The 22,439-nt window shown below is 72.9% G+C and carries 20 protein-coding genes; 12 read left to right on the top strand and 8 right to left on the bottom strand.

Going from position 1 to position 22,439, the window contains the following annotated elements; all coding sequences use genetic code 11:
* Nucleotides 1-16: 16 nt before the first annotated feature.
* Genes AB0P24_RS17625 through AB0P24_RS17635 form a run of 3 tightly spaced genes read left to right on the top strand, consistent with a single transcriptional unit; the run spans nucleotide 17 to nucleotide 2,643 of the window.
* Complete coding sequence (locus tag AB0P24_RS17625) at nucleotides 17-817, top strand: SDR family oxidoreductase (RefSeq protein WP_365794848.1); 801 nt, start codon at nucleotides 17-19, stop codon at nucleotides 815-817.
* Between the two features lie 15 nt (nucleotides 818-832).
* Nucleotides 833-1,468 (top strand): TetR/AcrR family transcriptional regulator, encoded by a 636-nt coding sequence (locus AB0P24_RS17630; protein WP_365794850.1) that lies wholly within the window; start codon nucleotides 833-835, stop codon nucleotides 1,466-1,468.
* Nucleotides 1,469-1,485: 17 nt separating this feature from the next.
* Entirely contained in the window at nucleotides 1,486-2,643 is a 1,158-nt protein-coding gene (locus AB0P24_RS17635; protein ID WP_365794852.1) for an acetyl-CoA C-acetyltransferase, read from the top strand.
* Between the two features lie 226 nt (nucleotides 2,644-2,869).
* On the opposite strand, the gene AB0P24_RS17640 is transcribed toward AB0P24_RS17635, so the two are convergent.
* The 4 genes from AB0P24_RS17640 to AB0P24_RS17655 all read right to left on the bottom strand — a co-directional run bounded on the left by AB0P24_RS17640 (nucleotide 2,870) and on the right by AB0P24_RS17655 (nucleotide 6,336).
* Nucleotides 2,870-3,919, bottom strand: coding sequence for a nitronate monooxygenase (locus AB0P24_RS17640; protein WP_365794854.1), 1,050 nt, complete (start codon nucleotides 3,917-3,919; stop codon nucleotides 2,870-2,872).
* Nucleotides 3,919-4,641: a CoA-transferase gene (locus tag AB0P24_RS17645; protein ID WP_365794912.1), complete on the bottom strand. Its 723-nt coding sequence runs from the start codon at nucleotides 4,639-4,641 to the stop codon at nucleotides 3,919-3,921. Before AB0P24_RS17645 ends, AB0P24_RS17640 begins: the two co-directional genes overlap by 1 nt.
* Before the next feature lie 101 nt (nucleotides 4,642-4,742).
* Complete coding sequence (locus AB0P24_RS17650) at nucleotides 4,743-5,591, bottom strand: CoA-transferase (RefSeq protein WP_365794856.1); 849 nt, start codon at nucleotides 5,589-5,591, stop codon at nucleotides 4,743-4,745.
* Complete coding sequence (locus AB0P24_RS17655) at nucleotides 5,584-6,336, bottom strand: enoyl-CoA hydratase family protein (RefSeq protein WP_365794858.1); 753 nt, start codon at nucleotides 6,334-6,336, stop codon at nucleotides 5,584-5,586. The genes AB0P24_RS17650 and AB0P24_RS17655 overlap by 8 nt, the downstream gene beginning before the upstream one ends.
* A gap of 101 nt (nucleotides 6,337-6,437) precedes the next feature.
* On the opposite strand from AB0P24_RS17655, the gene AB0P24_RS17660 reads away from it, so the two are divergent.
* Nucleotides 6,438-7,196 (top strand): SDR family oxidoreductase, encoded by a 759-nt coding sequence (locus tag AB0P24_RS17660; RefSeq protein ID WP_365794860.1) that lies wholly within the window; start codon nucleotides 6,438-6,440, stop codon nucleotides 7,194-7,196.
* Nucleotide 7,197: 1 nt separating this feature from the next.
* Nucleotides 7,198-8,193, top strand: a complete 996-nt coding sequence (locus AB0P24_RS17665; RefSeq protein WP_365794862.1) for an SDR family oxidoreductase — start codon at nucleotides 7,198-7,200, stop codon at nucleotides 8,191-8,193.
* A gap of 9 nt (nucleotides 8,194-8,202) precedes the next feature.
* Here the strand turns inward: AB0P24_RS17665 and AB0P24_RS17670 are convergent, their stop codons facing one another.
* On the bottom strand, nucleotides 8,203-9,093 hold the full coding sequence (locus AB0P24_RS17670; protein ID WP_365794864.1) for a hypothetical protein: 891 nt from the start codon (nucleotides 9,091-9,093) through the stop codon (nucleotides 8,203-8,205).
* A 164-nt stretch (nucleotides 9,094-9,257) separates the two neighbouring features.
* On the bottom strand, nucleotides 9,258-11,009 hold the full coding sequence (locus AB0P24_RS17675; protein ID WP_365794866.1) for a beta-galactosidase family protein: 1,752 nt from the start codon (nucleotides 11,007-11,009) through the stop codon (nucleotides 9,258-9,260).
* A 122-nt stretch (nucleotides 11,010-11,131) separates the two neighbouring features.
* On the opposite strand from AB0P24_RS17675, the gene AB0P24_RS17680 reads away from it, so the two are divergent.
* The 4 genes from AB0P24_RS17680 to AB0P24_RS17695 all read left to right on the top strand — a co-directional run bounded on the left by AB0P24_RS17680 (nucleotide 11,132) and on the right by AB0P24_RS17695 (nucleotide 16,105).
* Complete coding sequence (locus tag AB0P24_RS17680; protein ID WP_365794914.1) at nucleotides 11,132-12,058, top strand: AraC family transcriptional regulator; 927 nt, start codon at nucleotides 11,132-11,134, stop codon at nucleotides 12,056-12,058.
* 34 nt (nucleotides 12,059-12,092) lie between these two features.
* The gene (locus AB0P24_RS17685) at nucleotides 12,093-12,443 is read left to right on the top strand and encodes a chorismate mutase (protein ID WP_365794868.1); all 351 of its coding nucleotides are present in this window, start codon (nucleotides 12,093-12,095) and stop codon (nucleotides 12,441-12,443) included.
* 230 nt (nucleotides 12,444-12,673) lie between these two features.
* Nucleotides 12,674-15,157: an aminopeptidase N gene (gene pepN / locus AB0P24_RS17690; protein ID WP_365794870.1), complete on the top strand. Its 2,484-nt coding sequence runs from the start codon at nucleotides 12,674-12,676 to the stop codon at nucleotides 15,155-15,157.
* A 114-nt stretch (nucleotides 15,158-15,271) separates the two neighbouring features.
* Nucleotides 15,272-16,105 carry an NAD(P)H-binding protein gene (locus tag AB0P24_RS17695; protein WP_365794872.1) on the top strand — a complete coding sequence of 278 codons (834 nt, stop codon included), beginning with the start codon at nucleotides 15,272-15,274 and terminating at the stop codon, nucleotides 16,103-16,105.
* A gap of 18 nt (nucleotides 16,106-16,123) precedes the next feature.
* On the opposite strand, the gene AB0P24_RS17700 is transcribed toward AB0P24_RS17695, so the two are convergent.
* A complete protein-coding gene (locus tag AB0P24_RS17700; RefSeq protein ID WP_365794874.1) occupies nucleotides 16,124-16,672 on the bottom strand; it encodes a GNAT family N-acetyltransferase in 549 nt (182 codons plus the stop codon).
* 218 nt (nucleotides 16,673-16,890) lie between these two features.
* Between AB0P24_RS17700 and AB0P24_RS17705 the strand changes: the two genes are divergently transcribed.
* Both AB0P24_RS17705 and AB0P24_RS17710 read left to right on the top strand, forming a co-directional pair.
* The gene (locus tag AB0P24_RS17705; protein WP_365794876.1) at nucleotides 16,891-18,249 is read left to right on the top strand and encodes an aminotransferase class V-fold PLP-dependent enzyme; all 1,359 of its coding nucleotides are present in this window, start codon (nucleotides 16,891-16,893) and stop codon (nucleotides 18,247-18,249) included.
* Nucleotides 18,246-19,661: a SidA/IucD/PvdA family monooxygenase gene (locus tag AB0P24_RS17710; RefSeq protein ID WP_365794878.1), complete on the top strand. Its 1,416-nt coding sequence runs from the start codon at nucleotides 18,246-18,248 to the stop codon at nucleotides 19,659-19,661. Before AB0P24_RS17705 ends, AB0P24_RS17710 begins: the two co-directional genes overlap by 4 nt.
* Before the next feature lie 58 nt (nucleotides 19,662-19,719).
* Here the strand turns inward: AB0P24_RS17710 and AB0P24_RS17715 are convergent, their stop codons facing one another.
* A complete protein-coding gene (locus AB0P24_RS17715; RefSeq protein WP_365794880.1) occupies nucleotides 19,720-21,516 on the bottom strand; it encodes a 5'-nucleotidase C-terminal domain-containing protein in 1,797 nt (598 codons plus the stop codon).
* 149 nt (nucleotides 21,517-21,665) lie between these two features.
* Here AB0P24_RS17715 and AB0P24_RS17720 point away from each other — a divergent pair, with 149 nt between their 5' ends.
* Complete coding sequence (locus AB0P24_RS17720; protein WP_365794882.1) at nucleotides 21,666-22,358, top strand: SIMPL domain-containing protein; 693 nt, start codon at nucleotides 21,666-21,668, stop codon at nucleotides 22,356-22,358.
* Nucleotides 22,359-22,439 lie beyond the last annotated feature (81 nt).

Consider the following 22,439-nt stretch of genomic DNA (forward strand, 5'->3'; position numbering starts at 1 on the left):
AGGTTAGCGTGGGTCCATGACAGGCGTCGAGAGTCCGGAGTACGTGCCCGGGCACGGGCTGCTTGAGGGGCGTACCGCCGTCATCACCGCCGCGGCCGGGGCGGGGATCGGCGGGGCGACCGCGCGCCGCTTCCTGGAGGAGGGCGCCCGCGTGCTGATCAGCGACGCGCACGCGCGGCGGCTGAAGGAGTACGAGGCCGAGCTGGCGAGCCTGCATCCGGGAGCCGTGACCGCCCTGCCCTGCGACGTCACCGACGAGACCCAGGTACGGGCCCTGTTCGACACCGCCGTGCGGACCCACGGACGGCTGGACATCGTCGTCAACAACGCCGGTCTCGGCGGGACTTCGGCACTCGTCGACATGAGTGACGACCAATGGTCACGCGTGCTCGACGTCACCCTCAACGGAACCTTCCGGTGCGTGCGGGCCGCCCTGCGGATCTTCCGGGAGAGCTTCCGGGAGAGCGGGCAGGGCGGGGTGATCGTCAACAACTCCTCCGTCGTCGGCTGGCGGGCGCAGGCCGGACAGGCCCACTACGCCGCCGCCAAGGCCGGGGTGATGGCACTGACCCGCTGCGCGGCGATCGAGGCGGCCGGGTACGGCGTGCGGGTCAACGCCGTGGCACCGAGCCTCGCCATGCACCCGCACCTGGTGAAGGTGACCTCCGCCGAGTTGCTGGAGGAGCTCACGGCCCGCGAGGCCTTCGGGCGGTACGCCGAGCCGTGGGAGGTGGCCAACGCCATCGTCTTCCTGGCGTCCGGCTACTCCTCCTACCTCACCGGAGAGGTCGTCTCCGTCAGCAGCCAGCACCCGTAGGACCAGAATGTACCCGTGCCGACCAAGAAGAAGCCCCAGGTGACCGCGACGAGAAAGCCCGCGGCTGCCGCCGCTCGGGCTCGACGCCGCGAACTCCTCGGAACCGCCGCCGAGGTCTTCGCCGAGCAGGGCTACAACGCCACCACCGTACGCAAGATCGCGGATCACGCGGGCATGCTCGCCGGCAGCCTCTACTACCACTTCGACTCCAAGGAGTCGATGCTGGAGGAGATCCTGCGGACCTTCCTCGACGAGCTCTGGGACGGCTACGACACCGTCCTGGCCGCCGGGCTCGGTCCCCGCGAGACCCTCGAAGCCCTGGTCACCGAGTCCTTCCGGGAGATCGACCGGCACCGCGCCGCCGTCGCCATCTACCAGAAGGAGAGCAAGCAGCTGGTCGCGCAGGAGCGGTTCGGCTTCCTTGCCGAGTCACAGCGCAGGTTCGAGAAGGCGTGGCTCGCGACGCTGGAGCGCGGGGTCGCCGCGCGCGTCTTCCGCGCCGACCTCGACGTCCGCCTCACCTACCGGTTCGTGCGCGACACCGTGTGGGTCGCCGCCTCCTGGTACCGGCCCGGCGGGCAGCACAGCCCGGAGGAGATCGCCCGGCAGTACCTCTCGATGGTGCTGGACGGGATCGCCGTACGCACGTGACGCATTGGGGAGTTGCCATGGCCGAGGCCTACATCGTCGAAGCGGTCCGCACGCCCGTCGGGCGGCGCGGGGGAGGACTGAGCGCGGTCCACCCGGCCGACCTGGGCGCGCATGTGCTCAGGGAACTGGTCGCGCGGGCCGGAGTGGACCCGGCCGCCGTCGAGGACGTCGTCTTCGGCTGCCTGGACGCGGTGGGGCCGCAGGCCGGTGACATCGCCCGCACCTGCTGGCTGGCCGCCGGGCTGCCCGAGGAGGTGCCGGGTGTCACCGTCGACCGGCAGTGCGGGTCCTCGCAGCAGGCCGTGCACTTCGCCGCCCAGGCCGTGCTCTCCGGCACCCAGGACCTGGTGGTCGCCGGCGGTGTCCAGAACATGTCCCAGATACCCATCGCCTTCGCCTCCCGCCAGGCCGCCGAGCCGCTGGGACTGACCGACGGCCCCTTCCTGGGCAGCGAGGGCTGGCGGGCCCGGTACGGCGCCCGGCCCGTCAACCAGTTCGCCGGCGCCGAGATGATCGCCGCCAAGTGGGGCATCGGCCGGCAGGACCAGGAGGAGTTCGCCCTGCGCTCCCACCGGCGGGCCCTGCGCGCCATCGACGAGGGGCGCTTCGAGCGGGAGACGGTCCCCTACGGGCCGGTCACCGTGGACGAGGGGCCGCGCCGGGACACCTCCCTGGAGAAGATGGCCGCCCTGAAGCCGGTCCTCGACGGCGGCACCATCACCGCCGCCTGCTCCTCCCAGGTCTCCGACGGCGCCGCCGCCCTGCTCCTCGCCTCCGAACGCGCCGTCCGCGAACACGGGTTGCGCCCGCGCGCCCGCGTCCACCACCTCTCCGTCCGCGGCGAGGACCCCATCCGGATGCTCTCCGCCCCGATCCCGGCCACCGCCCACGCCCTGAAGAAGACCGGCCTCACCATCGACGCCCTCGACCTCGTTGAGATCAACGAGGCCTTCGCCCCGGTCGTCCTCGCCTGGCTCAAGGAGACCGGCGCCGACCCCGCGAAGGTCAACGTCAACGGCGGCGCGATAGCCCTCGGCCACCCTCTCGGCGCAACCGGCGCCAAACTGATGACGACCCTCCTCCACGAACTGGAACGCACCGGCGGCCGCTACGGCCTCCAGACGATGTGCGAGGGCGGCGGGCAGGCGAACGTGACGATCATCGAGCGCTTGTGACGGGGTGAGCAGGGCGGGCTGGCCGTGACTTCGGCGGACGGAGTCCGCCGCAGGCCGCCGAAGCCTGGGAGGCCCTCTGGGGCCGAGCGGTGCGAGGGGGCCGTTGGGGATGGTGCCGATGTGTGAGGGCGGGGGGCAGGCGAACGTGACGATCATCGAGCGGTTGTGACGGGGTGAGCAGGGCGGGCTGGCCGTGACTTCGGCGGACGGAGTCCGCGGCAGGCAGTCATCGGGCGGCCGCGAGACGCGCCCTGGCCTCCTCCGCCTCCTTCATGATGCGTTCCACCAGCTCGGCGCACGACGGCAGGTCGTCGATCACCCCGGCGACCTGACCGGACGCCATCACCCCGAGATCCGTGCGGCCCTCCACCATCGCCGATCTGAGCAGCATCGGCGTGTTCGCGGCCAACAGGACCTGGCTCCAGGTCAGGTCCTTGCCGTGCCGGAGGGCCAGGCCGTCCTGAACCATCTGCCGCCAGGTGAGCCCGGACAGCTTCCGGAACTCCCCCGCACGCCGTATCGCGTGCAGCAGGCTCCGTGCCCGGCCCGAGCGCTCCAGGGCGGTCACCAGATCGGTCCGCAGCATCCGGTGCGGCAGCCCGTCGACCGCCCGGGTGACCGTGACGTCCCTGACCGTCGCCGCCAGATACCTCGCCTTCACCGCGTCCGGCACCGTCGAGTCCGAGGTGAGCAGGAACCGCGTGCCCATCGCGACCCCCGCCGCCCCGTACGCCAGCGCCGCCACCAGCCCCCGGCCGTCGAAGAAACCCCCGGCGGCCACTACCGGTATCCGCACCGCGTCCACCACCTGCGGCAGCAGCACGCTCGTGGCGACCTCGCCGGTGTGCCCACCGCCCTCGCCGCCCTGCACGATCACCGCGTCCGCACCCCACGCCGCCACCTTCTCGGCGTGCCGCCGCGCCCCGACGGACGGGATCACCACCACCCCCGCCTCCTTCAGCTCGGCGATCAGCTCGGGGGAGGGCGCGAGCGCGAAGGACGCCACCCGCACACCGCCCTCGACGATCAGCCGGACCCGGTCGCCGGCGTCGGCCGCGTCCGCCCGCAGGTTCACCCCGAACGGGGCGTCCGTGCGGCACCGCACCTCGGCTATCGCGGCCCGCAGCTGGTCCAGGGTCATCGTGGCGGACGCCAGGATGCCGAGGGCTCCGGCGTTGGCCGTGGCCGAGACCAGGCGGGGGCCCGCCACCCAGCCCATGCCTGTCTGCACGATCGGGTGCCGGATCCCGGCCAGCCGGGTCAGCGCGGTCTCCATCAGCCCGCGACCTCCCTGTTCCGGACGCCACCCGGATCGAGCACCTCACGGATCAGCCGCAGTTCCTGGCCGGTGGGCTCCCTGGTGTACGGCACCTCGTCCGGCACGGTCAGTTCGAAGTCCGTCGCCTCCCGGACCCGGTCCACGCTCACCCCCGGGTGCAGCGCCGCCAGCCGCATCGAGCGGTCGGGGGTCTCGAAGTCGAGGACGGCCAGATCGGTGACGACCCTCGGGATGCGGTGGAAGCGCTCGGTGCCCGGGTGCGCGGCGACCCGGTCGTACCCCACCCCGCACACCATGTCGACCTTGGGTACGAACACCCGCCGGGAGTGCTTCGGGACCCAGTAACTCGTCGGGTTGTTCAGTGTGTTCAGGGGCGCGCCGCGCACGCCCAGCAGCTGGCGCCGGGGGCGGGACCAGTCGCCGATACAGGAGATGTTCTGGTTGCCGTACCGGTCGAGCTGGCTCGCGCCCATCATCACGTGCCGGCGTCCGCCGGAGACCAGGGCCAGGTGCTGCCGGTAGGGCAGCCAGCCCTCGGGTGTCCCGTCCGGGCGGACCAGTGTCGCCTCGCCGTCGGTCAGCAGCAGGTCCGGTGCGAAGGTCAGCCGGGCCAGGCGGGCGCCGAGGGAGGGGATCAGGCCCATCGGGCTCGCCAGGATCTCACCCGAGCCGCGCCAGGCCTCCGCGCAGGCGATCACGCAGTACTCGGAGCGCGACACCTCCGCGTGCGGTGCGCCTGCGTGCGGTGCGCCTGCGTGCGGTGCGTCCGCGTGCGGTGCGTCCGCGTGCGGTGCGTCCGTGTCCGTGTGCGGTACGCCCGTCACCCTCGCCCCTCCTGCCAGTTCCGCACCGCCGAGCGGTACGCCTGCTCGTCCCCGGCCAGGAACCGCTCGGCGAACTCCGCCCACGGCGTCGTCGCGTACAGCCGCTGGAAGTCCTCGTCCCGCCCGTAGTCGGGAGCGCACGACGTGAAGTGCGCGCCGCCCGGCGCCTCCACCACGCCTGTCACGTTCAGCCGCTTCACCAGCAGCGACTGCACGGCCGCCTCCTTGGTCAGCTCGGCCGTGTCCACGATCCGCTCGCAGGAGACGTAGGCCGCGTCCGCCGCCTCGCAGAACAGGTCGTCGAAGTACGGGTCCGGGCCCAGATACTGTCCGTTGCCCAGCCGGTCCGCGCGGTTGACGTGCACCAGGGCCGCGTCCAGGTGCAGGGCGGGCATCGCCACGAACGTCTCCCCGTCGTCGTAGGGCGAGGTGACCGTCCGCAGGGCGGGGTCGACCCGCATGACGTCCGAGCCGATCCCGGCGCGCACCGGCAGGAAGGGCAGCCGGTTCGCCGCCGCGTGCAGGCCCCACATGAACATGCCCTCGTCGACCTCCATCAGCTCGAACGCGCCGCGTTCGCGAGCCGCGCGGTAGTTCGGTTCGAGCGGGACGGAGTCGAGGGTGACGAAGGCCGTCACCAGCTTGCGCACCCGGCCGGCCGCTACCAGCATCCCGACGTCCGGGCCGCCGTACGAGACCAGGGTCAGATCGTCGATTCCGCTTCGGAGCACCGCTCTGACCAGGGACATCGGCTTGCGCCGGGAACCCCAGCCGCCGATGCCGAGGGTCATGCCGCTGGCCAGCCCGGCGACGGCCTCGTCGGCGGTCATCGTCTTGTCAGTCACTGCCGGCACCCTCCTTCCCGAAGGTGTCGCGGATCCGGTCGGCCACCCCGCTGAGGGCGGCCTCGAAGGTGAAGCCCTGTTCGAAGCGGTAGCTGCGCCGCACGTCGACGGGGTCGATGCCGTTGATGGCGGCCTTGGCCAGGCGCAGCAGCCGGCCGTCCTTGGCGGCTATCTCCCGGGCCAGCTCCAGTGCCGCGGACAGCAGTTCCTCGCGTGGTACGACCCGCCACACCGAGCCGTGCGCGTGCAGCTCGGCCGCGGTCGCCGTGCGCGAGGTGTAGTACAGCGTCCGCATCAGATGCGGCGGGACCAGGCGGGCCAGGTGGGTGGCCGCGCCCAGGGCGCCCCGGTCCAGCTCGGGCAGCCCGAAGACGGCGTCCTCGCTGGCCACGATCGCGTCCGCGTTGCCCACCAGGCCTATGCCGCCGCCCAGGCAGAAGCCGTGCACCGCCGCCACCACGGGTGTCTCGCACTCGTGTACCGCCGCGAAGGCCTCCGCACAGCCCCGGTTCACGCCGAGCAGTGCCTCGTTCCCCTCCGCCTGGATCTCCTTGATGTCCACACCCGCGTTGAACCCCCGGCCCTGCGCCGCCAGCACGACGCACCGGGTCGCGGGGTCGCGGCCCGCCGTCCGCACGGCCTCGGCCAGCGTGAACCAGCCGCGCACCGGCAGTGCGTTCACCGGCGGGTGATCGACCGTGACGAGCGCGATTCCCTTTTCCGGACACGAGGTGGAGACACCCATGGACGCATCAGCTACCTTCGCACTCAGCTGCCTTTCCACCAAACATTTGTTAGGTGTGAGGCTTCGAAGCTAGCAGCCGGTGCGGACAAGCGGGAGGCCCTGTGGACAACTCGCCGAGCGGCAGGACCGTCGTGGTCACCGGCGGTACCAGGGGGGTGGGCGCGGGGATCGCCCGGGCCTTCGCCGCGACCGGCGCCCATGTCCTGGCCTGTGCCCGCCGGCCGCCCGAACAACCCCTCGACGGCGTCGAGTTCACCCCCCTCGACCTGCGCGACCCGCCTGCCGTGCGGGCCTTCTTCGACGCCCTGCCCCAGGTCGACGTGCTCGTCAACAACGCGGGCGGCACCCCCTACCGGCGGCTCGCCGACGCGGACTCCGAGCGGCACGCCCGGGTGATCGAGCTCAACCTCGTCACGCCGCTGACCGCCTCCCTCGCCGCCTACGAGCACCTCCGGCGGGCCCGGGGAGCGGTGGTGATGATCAGCAGCGTCAGCGGCGGCCGCCCCTCGCCGGGCTCCGCCGCCTACGGGGCGGCCAAGGCGGGACTGGAGAACCTCGCCCGGTCCATGGCGGTGGAGTGGGCGCCGGAGGTCCGGGTCAACACGCTCGTGGTCGGCATGGTCCGCACCGAGCTGGCCCACCTCCACTACGGCGGCCCGGACGGTGTCGACGCCGTCTCCCGCACCGTGCCGCTCGGCCGCCTCGCCGCCCCGTCCGACGTCGGCGCCGCCGCCGTCTTCCTCGCCTCCGACGCGGCCGCCTACATCAGCGGGGCGAGCCTGCTCGTGCACGGGGGCGGGGAGCGGCCCGCCTTTCTGGACGCGGCAGACGTCAACAGACCGTCCGACAAGGAGGAGTGACATGAGCGGAATCTGTGCGGGCCGGGTCGTGGTCGTCACGGGTGCCGGGCGCGGGCTCGGCCGGGCCCACGCGCTCGCGTTCGCCGCCGAGGGCGCCCGGGTCGTCGTCAACGACCTCGGCGTCGGCCTCGACGGCGTGCCGGGCGCCGACAGCCCCGCCATCTCTTCAGGCCCCGCCTTTCCCTCAGACCCCGCCATCCCTTCAGGCCCCGCGGATCCTCCGAGTCCCGCCGGTCCCGCCGGTCCCGCCGAGGCGGTCGTCGCCGAGATCCGGGCGGCCGGCGGGGAGGCGGTGGCACACGGCGGCGACATCGCGACCGAGGCCGGTGCCGAGTCCCTGGTGGCGGCGGCCCTGGACGCCTACGGCCGCCTCGACACCCTCGTCAACAACGCCGGCTTCCTGCGCGACCGCATGCTCGTCAACCTCGGCGAGGACGACTGGGACGCGGTCATGCGGGTGCATCTCAAGGGCCACTTCCTGCCGCTGCGGCACGCTGCCGCGCACTGGCGGGCCGAGGCCAAGGCGGGCCGCACCCCGGTCGCCCGCGTCGTCAACACCAGCAGCGGCGCGGGTCTGCTGGGCTCGGTCGGCCAGGGCAACTACAGCGCCGCCAAGGCCGGCATCATCGGCCTCACCCTGGTCGCGGCGGCCGAACTGGCCCGCTACGGCATCCAGGTCAACGCCATCGCCCCGGCCGCCCGCACCCGGATGACCGAGCGCGCCTTCGCCGCGACCATGGCCGCCCCCGACACCGGCTTCGACGCCATGGCCCCCGAGAACGTCTCCCCGCTCGTGGTCTGGCTGGGCTCCGCCGCGAGCGCCGGGGTCACCGGGCGGGTGTTCGAGACGGAGGGCGGCCGGATCACCGTCATGGAGGGCTGGCGGCCGGGCCCGACCGCCGACAAGGGCGCCCGCCGGACCCCGGCCGAGGCGGGCGAGACGGCACTGAAGCTGCTGGCCGAGGCGGCGGCGCCGGGCGCGGTGTACGGGGCCTGAGGGGAGGTCCTAGGTGTCGCACTCCAGTACCGTCCGGCACAGCGAGCACCGGGCCCGGACCCGGCCCCGTACCGGCACCCGGATCCGCTGGTGGCAGGTCGGGCACGGGAACGAGACCCGCAGCCGGCCGCTGCCGTCGGGGGTGAAGGCGTAGGAGGCACCGGGCTGCGCGGGCGGCGCGGACGGGGCGTGGCGGCGGTCGCGGGCATAGCGGCGGCGGCCCGCCCAGCCCGCCGCGGTCAGCGGCGGCTGCTCCTCGTCCTGGCGGGCCCTGGCCATGCCCTTCTGGTACGCGGTGTAGGCCTGCGGGCTCGTGAACCACACCGACGGATCCTCGTGGAAGACGAGGGAGCGCTTGGCCAGCACGTAGCCGAACTCCTCCGGCGTGAGATAGCCGAGCTTCTGCGATGCCTCCCCGTGCTCCCGGTACGCGTCCAGGAGCAGCCAGCCGGCCCCGAGGTAGGTGGTCGCCGTGTCGGTGAGGATCTCGTTCTCCCGGATGCTCGGGAAGGACAGGTCCAGGCGGTGCAGGTACACGTGCATCACCTCGTGGGCGAGGGCCGCGCCGATGTCCCTGCGGTGGGTGCGGAAGCGGTCGTTCAGCTCGATGAAGTACTCCGGGCCCGCGGTGAGTTCGACGTTCGCCGCGTGGGTCATGTCCTTGAAGCCGACGATCATGCGGGCGTCGGGCAGCCGGAAGTGCCGGACCATCTCGCGGGCGACGCGCTGCGAACCGAGGTGGAGATCGTCGGTGTCGCAGAACGCGACGTCGGCGGGGAGCACGCTGGTGGCGAAGGTCTGGACGGTGTCGTACGACAGGCGCCGGTACAACGCCGTGATGGCGGCCCGCACGGTGTCCAGGTGCGGGTAGCCGTGTTCCACCGGGCCGCCGTTCGCCACGTCCCTACCCCCACAGACGCCGCCAGAGCTTCTTTCACAGTATGCGGCGGATGGGCGGAATCCGGGGGCGGAAGGCTGTCCGGACGCTGCCGGCCGGTGGGGGTCCTCGCGCCCACGCGGCGGCAGCCGCGCGTCGATACAGCCCCGCGCCCCCTCGGAGCGCGTCAGACGGGGCGCAGTCCTACGACGCCGGCGTCGGTCCCCTGGAGCTCCAGGACCCAGACGTCGTTCGCGCCCTCCTTCAAGATCGGACCCGGCACGTACAGCGACTGCTGTGGGCCCGTCGACCAGTACCGGCCCAGGTTGAAGCCGTTGATCCAGACGAAGCCCCTCGTCCAGCCCGGCAGTTCCAGGCGGGCGTCTGCGGCCTCGCCCACCGTCACCGTCCCCCGGTACAGGCCGGGTGCGCCCGCCTCCGGCAGCGGGCCGAAGGGCACCGCGGCCACGCCCCCCTCGAACGCGTCCAGGTCGAGCCCACGCGCGCGTACCCCGTGCAGGAACTGGCGCTCGTGCAGGAGGCCTCCGGTGATGCCCTTCGGCTCGCCGGAGCGGGGGCCGTAGTTGACGCGGCCCAGGGACTCCACCCAGAGCTCCACGCGCGCGGGGCCGGCGATCGGCTTCTTGAGCTGGGGTTCCTCCTCGGTGAGGACCCCGGCCGGCTCGCCGTCGACGTACACGGCCGCGAGGTCGCGCAGGCCCCGCGCGGTGAGCGGGTACGGCCGGCGCGGGCCCGGCACGTCCACCTCGTAGCGGACCAGGCCCCGGGCGATGTCCAGCTCCTCGAAGGTGGGCGGCACCGGGTGGACGCGTTCCGGGCCGCCGAGGGCGTCCAGGACGCCGGAGAGGGAGGCCCAGGCGGTCAGCTCCACGCCCGCCGGCGACGCCAACGAGGGAGGCGTCGGCGGCAGTTCGGGCAGCGGGCCGTCGTGGTACCCGGCGAGCACCTCGCGAAAGCGCCAGAACTTCTCCGTGGGGCGGCCGTACTCGTCGATCGGCGCGTCGTAGTCGTACGACGTCACGTCCGCCTCCAGCGGGCCCTCGTGCAGCTCGCCGCCGGGGCGGTTGGCGCCCGCCCAGCCGGCGAAGTTGGTGCCGCCGTGCGCCATGTAGACGTTGACCGACGCCCCGCACTCCAGGATCTCCCGCAGCGCCGCCGTCGCGTCCTCGGCGTCCCGGACGACGTGCTCGCCGCCCCAGTGGTCGAACCAGCCGCACCAGAACTCCATGCACATCAGCGGCCCGTGCGGCTGGTGGCGGCGCAGCGTCTCGAAGGCCTCGCGCGCGTGCGAGCCGAAGTTCGCCGTCGCGAGCAGCCCGGGGACCGAGCCGCCGCTGAGCATGTGGTCCTCGGGGCCGTCCGAGGTGACCAGCGGCACCGTGACACCCTCGGCCCGCAGCAGGTCGGTGAGGTGGGCCAGGTAGGCCGCGTCGGAGCCGTAGCTGCCGTACTCGTTCTCGACCTGCACCATGATCACCGGGCCGCCCCGGTCCAGCTGCCGGGACACGATCTCGGGCAGCAGCCGGCGGAACCAGCGGTCCACGTACCGGAGGAATCGCTCGTCACGCGTGCGTGCCCGCGCGCCCAGCTCGCCCGTCACCCAGTACGGCAGCCCGCCGTTCTCCCACTCCGCGCAGATGTACGGCCCCGGGCGCACGATCGCCCACAGGCCCGCCCGCCGGGCCGCGTCCAGGAAGCGGCCGAGAGACCGGACGTCCCGGTAGTCGCCGGGGTGCGGCTCGTGCAGGTTCCACGGGACGTACGTCTCCACGCAGTTGAGCCCCATGGCCCGCAGCAGTGCCAGCCTGTGGCCCCACTGCTCCTCGTGGACCCGGAAGTAGTGCACCGCGCCGGACAGCAGCCGTACCGGCCGGCCGTCCAGCAGGAAATCGGTTTCACCCACCGTGAAGTCGCTCATACGCTCACCTTGGCCTGCTGGCGCGCGCCGAGACCATGGACAAAGATCAGCAGCACTTGGACGGAAGAGACGCACGGAAGGGGCGCGCAGTGCCGCAGGGAGCGCCGGTCTTCCGCACCTGGATGCGGTTCTTCACACCCGGCGCCGTCCACCACCGCCTCGGCCTGGTCTGCCTCGGTGTCGGCCTCCAGTACGGCGCGGTGCCCGCCGTCGGCCCGCGCGTGCTGGACGGTCACGTCGCCGTGGTGATCAGCTCGGGCCGCGGCTGGTACCGGACGCCCGACGGGCGCCGCACCACCGTCACCGCCCCCGCGCTGGTGTGGCTCACACCCGGCGTCCCGCACCACTACGGCCCCGACCCGGACAGCGGCTGGGACGAGGCCTTCGTGACCTTCACCGGGCCCGACACCGCGACCTACACGGAACTCGGCTACATCGAGCCCGAGCGGCCCGTGGTGCCCCTCTCGGACGCCACCGGACCCCGTGACGTCATCGCCCGCATCGCCCGGGCCGCCCGCCAGGGCAACCCCCTCCTGGAGGTCGAGACCGGCGCCGCCGTGCACGAGCTCCTGGTCGCCCTGCGCCGCGCGCGTGCCGACCTCGCGCCGGACGGCGACCCGGTGCTGCACGGGCTGGCCCGGGACGCCTGCACCGGGATGACCGTCGCCGACCACGCGGCCCGGCACGGCATGACGCCGGCCGAGCTGCGCACCGCCGTCCGCCGGGTCGCCGGATGCAGCCCCAAGGACTACCTGATCGGCATCCGGCTCGGTCGCGCCCAGGAACTCCTCGCCACGACGGGACTGTCCGTGGCGGCCGTCGCCCGCCGCGTCGGCTACGACGATCCGGCCTACTTCTCCCGCCTGTTCACCCGCCGGGTCGGCACGGCGCCCGTGCGCTTCCGCGCCCAGCAGAGCCGGGCCGTGCCCGACGACTGGAACGAGGGCCTTCAGAACCAGGGCCTTCAGAGCGAGGGTCTTCAGAGCGAGGGCCTTCGGGCGGACGGCGAACCGGGTCCGCCGGTGGCCGAACCCGCCCACGGCCCTTAGGGATCACCCCGCCACCCCCTTAGGGTTGACGTCCATGACCACCAGCAACACCGGTACCGGTGACGTCGACCCCGCCGTCCGCGAGGAACTCGGCCGGCTGCGCGACAGCATCGACAACATCGACGCGGCCGTCGTCCACATGCTCGCCGAACGTTTCAAGGCCACCCAGCAGGTCGGCCGCCTCAAGGCGGTCCACCGGCTGCCCCCGGCCGACCCGGCCCGCGAGGCCCGGCAGATCGCCAGGCTGCGTGCCCTCGCCGAGAACGCCAAGCTCGACCCCGCCTTCGCCGAGAAGTTCCTGAACTTCATCATCGCCGAGGTGATCAGGCACCACGAGTCCATCGCCGAGGACACCGTCAACGGCCGGGGGACGGACGGGCACTGACCGGGGCACCCGCCGAACGCCTCGAAGCACGCCCTGAAGAGCGCCCGGCACCGCGGGGCGACCCCCGTGCGGTGACGAGGCGCTCGAACAGGCGCTCCAGACGCAGGGGCGCGTTCACCAGCGCCGTCGCACCCCGGCTCGCACCCCGGCTCGCGCCTCCGGGGCGGACATAAGCCGCGTACCGCCCCCGCCTCTGTGCGTTGCCGGTGTCATCGGGCAGCATGGCCCGCATGTCCGTACTGACTCGCGACGAAGCGCAGAGCCGCGCCGAGCTCCTCGACGTCCACCGCTACACGATCGACCTCGACCTGACCACCGGGGACGAGACCTTCGACTCCCGTACCGTGATCAGGTTCACGGCCCGATCCGACGGCGACACCTTCGTCGAGATGAAGCCCGCCGCCCTGCGGGCCGTCACCCTGGACGGACAGCCCCTCGACCCCGAGGCGCTGGAGCAGGACCGGCTGCCCCTGAAGGACCTCACCGCGGGCGAGCACGAGCTGCGCGTCGACGCCACCATGCGCTACTCGCGCACCGGCGAGGGCATGCACCGCTTCACCGACCCCACGGACGACGCGACGTACGTCTACACCCAGCTGTTCATGGACGACGTGCAGCGCGTCTTCGCCGCCTTCGACCAGCCCGACCTGAAGGCCGTCTTCGAGCTGTCCGTGACCGCCCCCGAGGGCTGGACGGTGCTCGCCAACGGCATCACCGAGGACCTCGGCGAGGGCCGCTGGCGGGCCGCCGCCACCCCGCTGATCTCCACCTACCTGGTCGCCGTCGCGGCCGGCCCCTGGCACTCGGTGCGCACCGAGCACCGCGGCCTGCCCTTCGGCATCCACTGCCGCCGCTCGCTGGCCCCGCACCTCGACGCCGACGCCGAGGAGATCCTCGACATCACGCGCGCGTGCTACGACCGCTACCACGAGAAGTTCGAGGAGCCCTACCCCTTCGACTCCTACGACCAGGCGTTCGTCCCCGAGTTCAACGCCGGCGCCATGGAGAACCCCGGCCTGGTCACCTTCCGCGACGAGTTCGTCTACCGCTCCGCCGTCACCGACACCGAGCGGCAGACCCGTGCGATGGTCATCGCCCACGAGATGGCCCACATGTGGTTCGGCGACCTCGTCACCCTCCGCTGGTGGGACGACATCTGGCTGAACGAGTCCTTCGCCGAGTACATGGGCTACCAGACCCTCACCGAGGCCACCCGCTTCACGGACACCTGGGTCGACTTCGGAGTGGCCCGCAAGTCCTGGGGCTACGACGCCGACCAGCGCCCCTCCACCCATCCGGTCGCCCCCGAGGCGGTCGGCGACACCGCCGCCGCCCTGCTCAACTTCGACGGCATCTCCTACGCCAAGGGCGCCTCCGCGCTGCGCCAGCTGGTCGCCTGGACGGGCGAGAAGGACTTCCTGGCCGGCATCAACATCCACTTCCAGCGGCACCGGTTCGGCAACGCCACCCTCGCCGACTTCATCGACTCCCTCGCCGCCGCCACCGAACGCGACGTGCACGCCTGGGCCGACGCCTGGCTGCGCACCACCGGCGTCGACACCCTCACCCCGGTCCTGGCCACCGCCGCCGACGGCACCCGCACCCTCACCGTCGGGCGCACCGGCAGCCGCCCGCACCGCGTCTGTGTCGGCGTCTACGACCAGGACCTCGCCGACGAGGGCCGGTTCACCCTGCGCGAGCGCATCGACCTCGACATCCCGCAGACCGCTCCCCAGGCCCTCGGCAAGCGCCCCGCCCTGCTGGTGCTCAACGACGGCGACCTGACCTACGCCAAGGTCCGCTTCGACGCCGAGTCCGCCGCGGCCGTCCGGGCCAACCTGTCGGGCGTGCCCGACGCGCTCACCCGCGCGGTGGTGTGGAACGCCCTGCGGGACGCCGTCCGCGACGGGGAACTCCCGCCCGCCGCCTACCTGGAGACCGCCCGCGCCCACCTTCCGCACGAGAGCGACCTCGCCCTCGTCCAGGGTGTGCTGGCCTTCACCGCGGTCCACGTCGTCGACCGGTACCTCAGGCCCGAGGACCGCCCGGCCGCCCTCGCCACGGTCTCCGCCCTGTGCCGGGACTTCATCCGGCGCACCGAGGACGGCGACAACCCGGGGCTGCGCCTGATCGCCGTACGGCACTTCATCCGGGCCGCCGCCCATCCCGACACCATCGCCGCCTGGCTGGCCGAGGACACCGTGCCCGGCGGGCCCGAACTCGACCCCGAGCTGCGCTGGCGCATCATGGGCCGGCTGGCCGTCCTCGGCGCCGTCGACGAGGACGGGATCGCCGCCGAGCTGGAGCGCGACCCGAGCGCCAGCGGCCAGGAGGGCGCCGCCCGCTGCCGGGCCGCGCTGCCCGACCCCGAGGCCAAGCGCAGGGCCTGGGAGGCGATGTTCACCGACGACGAGCTCTCCAACTACCTGTTCACGGCCACCGCCGAAGGTTTCTGGCACCCCGAACAGGCCGACCTGGTCCGCGACTACGTGCCGCGCTACTACCAGGAGGCGGTCGCCGTCGCCGCCCGGCGCGGCCCCCGCATCGCCACGGTCACCGGCCGGCAGGCGTTCCCCGCCCACGCCGTCGACGCCGAGAACCTCGCCCTGGGCCGGGCCTGCCTGGCCGACGCCGACCCGGTCACGGCCCTGCGCCGCTGCCTGACCGACGAACTGGACGACCTGGAACGGGCGCTGCGGGTCCGCGAGGCGTAGGGCCGCGGACGTACGACGACACGGGCGCGGCTGGTCCCCGAAGACGATGCGGGGACCCGGCCGCCGCTCCTAGGCTCGGTGCCGCACAAGCGCCGAAGACCCAGGGAGAGATCCGTGATCGTAGTCACCGGTGCCACCGGCAACGTCGGCCGTGCCCTCGTCGCACGTCTCGTCGCCGACGGCCAGGCCGTGCGGGCGCTCACCCGCGCCCCGGAGACCGCCGGCCTGCCCGACAAGGCCGAGGTGGTCACGTTCCGGCCGGAGGACCTGGCCCCGCTGTTCGCCGGGGCGAGCAAGGTCTTCCTGTACGTCCAGGCGGCCGGCGGGCGGCTGCCCGAACTCCTGGCCGCGGCCCGTACGGCCGGGGTGCGCCATGTCGTCCTGCTCTCGTCCGGGATCATCCGGGAGGGCGCCGACGAGACCCACCCCATCCACGTCATGCACGCCACGGCCGAACGGCAGATCCGCGACAGCGGGCTCGCCTGGACGTTCCTGCGCCCCAACGCGTTCGCCGCCAACGCCCTCCAGTGGGCGCCCCAGATCCGCGCCGGCGACACCGTCCGCGGCGTCTTCGCCGGCATGCTCACCGCGCCCATCCACGAGGACGACATCGCCGCGGTCGCCGAACGCGCGCTCCTGGACGGCGGCCACGAGGGCGCCGTCCACCGCCTCACCGGTCCCGCCGCCACCACCAACACCGACCAGATCGCGGCGATCGGGCGGGCCGTCGGCCGCGAGCTGGCCTTCGTCGAGGTGCCGCCCGAAGAGGCCGCCCCGCTGCTCTTCCCGCAGAGCCCGCCGGAGCTGGTCCAGGGCCTGCTGAAGAGCTTCGCGGCCACCGTCGGCGTCCCGCCGGAGATCACCACCACGGTCGAGGAGGTCACCGGCAGCCCGGCCCGCGCCTTCGGACAGTGGGCCGCCGACCACGCGGCCGACTTCCGCCCCTGACGTGCCCGGCCGGGGTCCTCAGCGCGCGGCCGGCCGCAGCTCCGCCCGGCGCACCGCGCCCTCCCGCGGCCCCGCGCGCCGGTTGCCCACCACGGCCGTCCCGGGCGTCTGCGCGCCCAGCGTGAAGCCCAGGCGCTCCAGGAAACGCTCCCCGGAGCGCCAGCCCGGCGGCACCGACGCAGTCACCAGGGACACCTCCTCGGCGTGCGCGAGCAGCGACTCGGCCAGCGCCCGCCCCAGGCCCCGGCCCCGCGCCCAGGGCGCCAGCAGGAACAGCCCCACCGCGACCGCGCCCGGCACCGGATGGTTCCGTACGGCGTCCACCAGGCCCGAGACCACCCCGTCCCGCTCCAGGACCAGCAGCACCTTGTCGTCGGGGTCGGCGCCCTCGGGCAGCCCGTAGAACAGGCTCTGCACGTCGCCCGGCCCCGACGGCAGCCCCGTCGCCGCCACGAACCAGTCCTCGCAGGCCTCGAAGAGGTCCAGCAGCGGCGCCTCGTCCGCGGGCCGCGGCTCCCGCACCAGTACCCGCTCACCGGGCACGTCGATCATCCACGCGTCAACCACGCCACCGACGTTAACCCCGGTCAGCCACGGTCTCAACGCCCGTTCACCGCTTGCTCCGACGCGCCCGGGGCGCACCGCCCCGACAGGTTTTCCCCGTACGGCAGTACCCCCTTTCGGGTTCCGATCGTTGGGCTTCGGGGACGCGCAGACCCCATCCCGTACAAGCTGGAACTCCCCCTGCCGACACCCCCTTTCGGCCAGCGCCCCGAGGAGAGCCCATGAGTACGCCGTCCCTCGCATCCGGACCCCTGGGCCCCGAGGCCCTGCGGCCTCTGCTGGACACCGTGCTCGACGCCCTCGGCGAGGGCGGCCGGGCGCGCGGCGGTCCGCTGCCCGCGGGCGGGCCGGAGGCGGTGGCCGAGCGGGTCGCGGACGCCGTGGGAGACGTACTCCCGGACGACGGCGACCCCGACGCCCTGCGCACCCTGGTGACCGCCCTCGCCGAGGGCGCCGCCGATCCCGCCGACCCGCTGTGCGCGGCGCATCTGCACTGCCCGCCGCTCGCCGTCGCGGCCGCCGCCGACCTCGCCGCTAGTGTCCTCAACCCCTCCCTGGACTCATGGGACCAGGCCCCGGCCGCCGCCGCCCTGGAGGCCCTGGTCACCCGCACCCTCGCGCACACCATCGGCCTCTCCGCCGCCGTGGTCACCACCGGCGGCACCGAGTCCAACCAGCTCGCCCTGCTCCTCGCCCGGGAAGCCTTCGGCGGCTCCGTCCGGCTCGTCTGCGGCGCCAACGCCCACCACTCGCTGCCCCGGGCCGCCTGGCTGCTCGGCCTGCCCGACCCCGTCGTGGTCCCCGCCCCGAACGGCACCCTCGACCCGGCCGCCCTCCACGACGCCCTCACCCACCTGCCCCGGCCCCTGCTGGTCGCCGCCACCGCCGGCACCACCGACGCCGGGCTCATCGACCCGCTCCCCGAGATCGCCGGTCTCTGCGCCGCCCACGGCGCCCGGCTGCACGTCGACGCCGCCTACGGAGGCGGCCTCGCCTTCAGCGACCGGCACCGGGACAAACTCGCCGGTCTGGAGCGCGCCCACAGCGTCACCCTCGACCTGCACAAACTCGGCTGGCAGCCGGCCGCCGCCGGCCTCCTCGCCGTCTCCCGCCCGGCCGAGCTGGGCGTCCTCCACCACCACGCCGACTACCTCAACGCCGACGACGACACCGAGGCCGGCTACCCCGACCTGCTCGGCCGCTCCCTGCGCACCACCCGGCGCCCCGACGTCCTCAAGATCGCGGTCACCCTCAAGACCCTGGGCCGCACCGGACTCGGCGCGCTGGTCGACCAGGTGTGCGCACAGGCACGGGACTTCGCCGCCCTGGTCCGCGAGCACCCCGGCTTCGAGCTCTACGACCGGCCGGACATCAGCACGGTGCTGTTCCGCCCCACCGGAGCCACCGACGACGACGTCGCCGGCGTACGGCGCGGGCTGCTGTTCGACGGGCGGGCGGTACTCGGCCGGGCCCGGCTCGACGGCCGGCTCTGGTTCAAGGCCACCCTCCTCAATCCCCACACCCGGCCGGACGAACTGGCCCTCCTCCTGAAACTCGTGGAAGGAACGACGCCCCGATGAGCTCGACGCCCAACCCCCCGCACCGCGAGCCCGAAGCACCCCGCGACCTGGTCGGCATCGGCATCGGACCGTTCAACCTCTCCCTTGCCGCACTCGCCCACCCGCTCCCCGAACTCGACGCCGTCTTCTACGAACAGCGCCCGGGTTTCGCCTGGCACCCCGGGCTGCTGATCGACGGCGCCACCGTCCAGGTCCCCTTCCTCGCCGACCTGGTGACCCTCGCCGACCCCGCGAGCCCCTGGTCGTTCCTCAACTACCTCAAGGCCCGCGACCGGCTCTTTCCGTTCTACTTCGCCGAGCGCTTCCACATCCGGCGCGCCGAGTACGACGCCTACTGCCGCTGGGTCGCCGAGAGCCTGCCCGGGCTGCGCTTCTCCCACCAGGTCGACGCCGTCCGCTGGAACTCCGAACGCGAGCTGTTCGAGGTCGACTTCACCCGGCTCGACGCCGAGGGGGAGGCCGAGTCGCTCGGCCGTACCTACACGAAGAACGTCGTGCTCGGGGTCGGGGCCGTCCCCCACGTGCCCGACCCGCTCAAGCCCCTGGTGGAGTCCGCGGGCGTCCCGGTCATCCACGCGGCCGACTACCTCGACCACCGTGAGACCTTCCTCGCCGCCGAGCACGTCACCGTCGTGGGCTGCGGGCAGTCCGGCGCCGAGGTCTTCCTGGACCTGCTGCGCCACCGGCCCGCCGGCCGCGAGAAGCTGCACTGGATCGGGCGCGGCGAGGCGTTCGCGCCCATGGAGTACTCCAAGCTCGGCCTGGAACACTTCACCCCCGACTACACCCGCTACTTCCACGCCCTCGCGGAACCCGTCCGGGACCGGCTCGTCTCCGCCCAGTGGCAGCTGCACAGGGGCATCGACGCCGACACCCTCGCCGCGATCCACGACGAGCTGTACCGCCGTACGCTGCACGGCGGCTGGCCGGAAGCCGTCCTGACCCCCGGCGTCCAGGTCCGCACGGCCGGACGCGTCGCCACCACCAAGGTCGAGCTCCACCTCGAACACATCCAGCAGGGCCGCCGCTCCCGGCTCACCACCGATGCCGTCGTCCTGGCCACCGGCTACCGCGAACGCCCTCTCGGCCGCCTGCTCGCCGGACTCGACCCGTACCTGCGCCGGGACAACAGCGAACGCCCGCGCGTGGAGGAGCGGTTCCGGCTCGTCCTCGACCCGTCGGTGACCGGAGCGGCGTACGTCCAGAACGCCGAACTCCACACCCACGGCGTCGGCGCCCCGGACCTGGGCCTGGCCGCCTGGCGCTCCGCCACCATCCTCAACTCCCTGACCGGCAAGGACCCCTACCCGCTGCCCGCGCGCACGGCCTTCACCAGCTTCGGCCTGGAGCGGCCGGAGGAAAGGGTTCCGGCGCAGCAGCAGCCGAGGCAGCTCACGCCGCTCGTCGACTGAGCACGTCGCCGGCAGGCCGCGGGGCGCCGGTCCCCGGACCGGCGCCCCGCGGGACCGCTCAGAACACCGGCGTGCCGTCGCGGGTCAGCTTCCAGTCCACCGAGGCGAAGTCCTTCGGGTCCAGGACGCCCTTGGCGGTCACCCACTCCGCGATCCGGGTGCGGATCTCCGTCGACTCCGACCACAGCTGCTTGGCCGTGGCGACATACGGGAACGCGCCGCCGCCGTTGGCACGGTAGTTGTTGACCGCGAGCACGAACTGCCCGGCGTCGTCGAGAGCGGCGCCGTCATGGGTCAGGTTCCTGATCCGCGAACCGGCCGGCTGCGCGATGTCGATGTCGTACCGGAGGCCCGAGACGTAGTCGTAGTTGTAGTCCGGACGGCTGTTCGCGTTGGTCAGCTTCTCCACGTCGACGGCGGCGTCGGCGGCCGTCTGGACGTAGTACTCCGCCGAGTACTCCAGGTACGCGCGGATCTGTGCGCCGGTCATCAGCTTGGCGACCAGCGTGTTGTCGTAGACGTACAGGCTCGACAGGTCCCGGATGGTGACCTGGCCGGCCGGGATCTCGGAGGTCCGGGAGAACGGCGAGGCCTGCGCGAGCACCGGCAGCGACGCGTACTCGGTGCCCGCCAGGGCCGCCTTGACCACATCCTCCTGGACCTTGGTGATCAGGTCGATGATCGGGGCGTCCTGGTAGCGGGCCTCGACCGTGGTCAGGGTCTCGGTCGCGGTGCCGACGACCTGGTTGACGTACGCGACGACCTTGGCGTGCTCGTCACTCAGGAGCCGGGTGATCTTCGGGTCGTCGGCGACCGTGTTGGAGTTCAGCAGCGAGGCCGCGACCGACTCCACCTGCCAGGTGCCCTTGCCGAACACCAGCTCGATGTCGAAGAGGGTCAGGCGCTCGGCGTAGCAGAGCGGTTCGGAGAGGACGACGGTCCTGCCGGTGGTCTCGTTGACGACCTTCAGCTCCGGGATCTCCACGTGCGCGTGGCCGACCAGGATCGCGTCGATGCCCGGCACCTGCCGGGCGACGTTGGCGGCGGCGTTCTCCACGTACGGCACCTGGTCGCCGTAGGAGGAGGTGCCGGAGGAGCCGGAGTGGGCCGAGACCACGACCACGTCCGCGCCCATCGCCTTCAGCTTCGGCACCCACTTCGCGGCCTGCTCCTCCAGGCCCGGGAAGGCGAGCCGGCCCTGGACGTAGGCCTTGTCCCAGATCGCGATGCCCGGGTTGGTCAGGCCGAGGACGGCGACCTTGACCGGCGGGAGGCCCGGGACGTGGAACTTCTTGATGAAGTACGGCGGGAAGGCCGGCTTCAGGGTCTTCGCGTCGACCGCGTTGGCGCCGAGCAGCGGGAAGCGCAACTGGTCCTCGAACCTGCGCAGGGTCTCGATGCCGTAGTTGAACTCGTGGTTGCCGAGGGCCGCCGCGTCGTACCCGATCGCGTTCATGGCCTGCGCCATCGGGTGCACCGGGCCGCCCTTCGCGGTGATCGGGTCCACCTTGGCGTAGTAGTACGCCAGCGGGGTGCCCTGGATGGTGTCACCGGCGTCCAGCAGCAGGGTGTTGCCGCGGCCCTTCTCCTCGCGCACCTGGTCGACCAGGGTCGAGATGCGCGCCAGGCCCATCGCGTTGCCGGCCTTGTCGGAGTACTCCGCGTCCTTGAAGTAGTCCCAGTTGAAGACGTGCCCGTGCAGGTCGGTGGTGCCCATGACGGTGAGGGAGTACCGCCTTCGGCGCGGGGCGGGCCTGACCGATGCCTGCGCCGGGGCCGCCGCCGCGCCGGCGACCGCCACTCCCGCTCCGGTCGCGGCGGACTTCTTCAGGAACTTCCGGCGGTTCAAGGGCATGTCTCGATCTCCTCGGGATTCAGTCAACGACGCGCGTAGATTCTGTCCTGGGCATGACTGACGGCAACAGGTCCTGGAGGTTGCGATCTGGTGACCTGGACCGTGAACTGGTGGGCGCGCGGATGCGGATGGCGTGACACAGTGGGCATATGACCGAGGAACGCCGGCCGGCCGGCACGCCCGACGCGCCCCTTCTCCTCGTGCGCGGCGAGGCCGAGCTGGAGGTCGAGCCGGAGCTGGCCCGGATCGCTGTCATGGTCAGTGCCCGGGGCCGGGACCGCCGTTCGACCCTCGACGACCTCACCCGCCGCAACACCGCCGCCCTCGGCCTGATCAAGTCGTACGGCGACGCGGTGGAGCGGCTGTCGACGGGGGCGTTCTCCGTCGCCCCCGAGTTCGCCGAGCGCGGCCGGGGCGAGCGGGTGCGCAACTATCACGGACGGGTGCAGCTCACCGCCGAGTTCACCGACTTCACCGTGCTCGGCGAACTCGTCACCAGGCTCGCCGACTTGGAGCTGACCCGGGTGGACGGCCCCTGGTGGTCGCTGCGTGACGACTCACCCGTGCACGGCGAGGCCCGGCGGCGGGCGGTCGCCGAGGCGGTGCAGCGCGCCCGGGAGTACGCGAGCGCCCTCGGTACCTCGCTCACCGCCCTGGTCGAGCTGGCCGACACCGGCGTCGAGGGCCCGCGGCCGCACCGGGCGGCCTTCGGCGGCGCACTGCGCAGCCGGGCGGTCGCCGACCTGCCGGCGCCCCCCGAACCCCTGGATCTCGAACCGCCGCAACTGCGTGTGACCGCGCAGGTCGGCGCGCACTTCACGATGGCGCCGCCGAAGCTGTGACCCGTCGGCGGTTCCGCGCATCCGACGCATGCGAGATGCTCATCGGAGCGGACGCGCGCACAATTCAACACTTGTCAATAG

Origin of the sequence: Streptomyces sp. NPDC086519 (assembly GCF_040686075.1) — a bacterium.
Classification (GTDB): Bacteria; Actinomycetota; Actinomycetes; order Streptomycetales; family Streptomycetaceae; genus Streptomyces; species Streptomyces shenzhenensis.